Genomic DNA, 3,057 nt, shown 5'->3' on the forward strand with positions numbered 1-3,057 from the left:
GGTCAATTACCTAATTTTCAGGGAAAAAGTCCCTGAATTTTCCCCCCAATCACTCCAAGGGTCGGCACTTTTTGAGGGAAAAAAAGTCTAAAAACCTTGTTGGATAAGGTTTTTAGATTTATTCAGCAAACCCTAAATATAGCGGTTTTCAGTCTAATAAGGTATAGTAAATCCCTTGATAGATAGGCGTTTCAGCGTTTCAATCGGGACTCGCTTCTGTGAAAACCGTTATAGCAAGTTTCCTACTGTCTTTTCTACTGATTACTGATTACTGATCACTGAAAAAAGCTTCCCACTTAACTAAAAGCTAATTTATTTTCAATCTGTCTAACTACCGTTAGTGCCGAATAGCTGACTCCGGCAGTGCCTTCTCCCGGATGGGTGGAATCTCCCACTAACCAAAGATGGGGGATCGGAGTGCGCGTCGCTACTCCAAAAGGGCCAAAAGTGGACAGTCTTTGACCAATACCGCCGACAATGCCCTGATTTCGCCCCGTAAACCGTTCAAAAGTGCGAGGAGTAGCTGATTCGATGTGAACGATGTGATCAGGGCTAAGATGGAAATAATTACCGAGACGATTGATCGCCTCTTGGGTGTATGCTGCTTTTAATTGCTGATAATTATCTTCTCCTTTTCGCCACCAAAGACTGGTATCGGTGAAGGAAGAAGCAATAATTGTCGCTTTTCCCACTGGGGCGCGGCCATCCCCTTCTTTACTCACGGAAACAAACAAAGAGTTATTTTCGCCGATCATGCCATCGTCATCGTAGAGGAATTGCAAATGGGGAGGACAATCGGGGGGAATAGCAGCGCGATCGACTCCTAAGTAGGCCACAAAAGCACCGGATGCGGGGGGAAGTTTTTCGATTCTCCGGTGATAAAGACTGGGAATGGCTTCGCGATCGATTAATTGTGGTAAATTTTGGATCGGGATATTGGCGACAATCTCATCGGCCATTTCTGGATGTATTTGGCCATTTTTTTGATTTCTGACGATAATTCCCGTGGCTTTTCCCTTTTCTGTCAGTATTTTTTCCACTGTGTGGCGCATTTGCAATTTACCGCCGTATTTTTCCAAAGCTGTTACTAGGCGATCGCTTAATACCTGCATACTACCCTGAAGGTGGGATAAACCTTGGGGAGACTGAGAAACTGCTAAAGCGGTGGCGGCATAAAGTAAAGCGGTTTCATCGGCAGTAACTTGGGAATAAAGCTTTAACTGGAGATCAAGGAAGGTTTTTAGGCGTTTATCTGTCTCTAAGCCGTATAATCGCAGAGCATCGCCCACAGTCATCAAAGTAAAAGGGAAGGTAATGGCAGTATCTAAACGCAAAGCGGCGATTAATTGCCCTAAATCCCACCAGTTGCGCGGGGGTAAAACTGGATCGCGACTTTGAAAACGCCAACTTGCTTGAAAGAGTTTTTGTAATAATTGCCAAAAAGGTTCGCTGCCCGGAAATTGTTTTTGTCTTTCCTCTTGCCACTTTTGCCGATCGCGCCAGACGTTAATCGCAGTGGTTTCCCCCGGCAGAAAAACAGCACAAGCGGGATCGCAGGGGACAGAATCGGGTAAATCTATCCCTAATTCGGCAAAAATGCGCTGATGAATGCCCCCTACTTCTAATCCTGCCACTTGAGTTGCCCCCACGTCAAAAGTAAAACCCCGACGGGAAAAAGTCGAGGCACAACCTCCGGGGACAAGCGCCTGATCATATACTGTGACTTGATAACCTCGACGCGCCAATAATGCCGCCGCCGTTAGTCCGCCAATCCCTGCACCAATAACGGTAATTTGCGTCATTTTCTTAACAATTATTTATAATTAGGGTTTGCTGCAAAAGTTTTTCCCACACCCCGCTGCCATAGGAATCTTAACAAGTAAATTGGAGGCTTAACAGTTTACTTGGGCCCCTAGGGTATCTAAAGCTAAAATTTTCACCTCAGAGTTAATCCCCACTTGCTGCCAAGCATTTGTCATCTCTGTGGCCGTTTTTTGGGCATTTTCAGGGTTAGTTAAAGCTAATAGGGTGGGACCTGCGCCACTAATTACCATCCCGTAAGCACCCGCGTTAATGGCGGCTTTTTTGACCTTTTCGTAACCCGGTATTAAAGATTGGCGATAGGGTTGATGCAGTTTATCCTCTAGGGCAATTCTCAGCCAATCGCCGTTACCCGTCTCCAATCCCCGCAATAATAAACCCAAGCGGGAAATATTGAAAATTGCCTCCTGACGGCTAATTTTTTCGGGCAAAACTGCCCTAGCTTTTTCCGTAGCCAGTTCAAAATCGGGAATCGCTAGGACGGGAATGAGATTTTTTTGCCAAAATACTTGACAAATAGCCCAATCTGTGCTATCTCCTGCCGATAGCTGACAGTTGCCCCGCAAAGCCGGCACCACATTATCCGGATGTCCCTCCAAGGCGATCGCTAATGCTTCGATTTCCCCCATAGATAAAGGATTTCCCGCACATTGATTGGCAGCCACTAACCCACCGATAATAGCAGTGGCAGAACTACCTAAACCTCTAGCCAGAGGAACCCCTAAACCGATCTCGATGGCTATGGGGGGCGGATTCTGTCCTATTTTTTGATAAACTTGCAAAAAAGAAGTGTAGATTAAATTATCAGTACCTTGGCTAACTTTAGCTGATTCAGTTCCCTTGACACTAATGCTGACAGGGTTAGCTGTCGTTGCTGGCAGCAGGGTAAAAGTAAACTGATTATATAGGGTTAAGGCCGCTCCGAGACAATCGAAGCCGGGCCCAATATTAGCAGTGGTAGCGGGAACTGTTACCGTAAAAGTTGTCATCGAAAATTTTGGGTCTGAAACCCCGTCGTTCTACGACGGCTTTACCGTTAAATACTAGCGCATTTACCAAATATATGCTAAAATGTGAGACATGGAAAAAGCCTACTCGTTTCGATTTTACCCCACACCCGAACAAGAGTCGCTATTGCGGCGCACTTTGGGCTGTGTAAGATTAGTTTACAATAAAGCTCTCCATCTCAGAACACAAGCATGGTACGAAAAGCAAGAAAGAGTAGGCTACGCTCAA

The 3,057-nt window shown here is 45.7% G+C and carries 3 protein-coding genes; 1 reads left to right on the top strand and 2 read right to left on the bottom strand.

Going from position 1 to position 3,057, the window contains the following annotated elements; all coding sequences use genetic code 11:
* Window positions 1-296: 296 nt before the first annotated feature.
* Both crtD and thrB read right to left on the bottom strand, forming a co-directional pair.
* Window positions 297-1,802, bottom strand: coding sequence for a C-3',4' desaturase CrtD (gene crtD, locus IM319_RS09940; protein WP_287735482.1), 1,506 nt, complete (start codon window positions 1,800-1,802; stop codon window positions 297-299).
* Window positions 1,803-1,892: 90 nt separating this feature from the next.
* Entirely contained in the window at window positions 1,893-2,810 is a 918-nt protein-coding gene (gene thrB / locus IM319_RS09945; protein WP_287735483.1) for a homoserine kinase, read from the bottom strand.
* Between the two features lie 91 nt (window positions 2,811-2,901).
* Here thrB and IM319_RS09950 point away from each other — a divergent pair.
* On the top strand, window positions 2,902-3,057 hold a 156-nt coding region (locus IM319_RS09950), incomplete at its 3' end, for a helix-turn-helix domain-containing protein (protein WP_287734899.1).

This window comes from Microcystis sp. M113S1, from assembly GCF_020246945.1.
In the GTDB taxonomy this organism is placed as follows: Bacteria; Cyanobacteriota; Cyanobacteriia; order Cyanobacteriales; family Microcystaceae; genus Microcystis.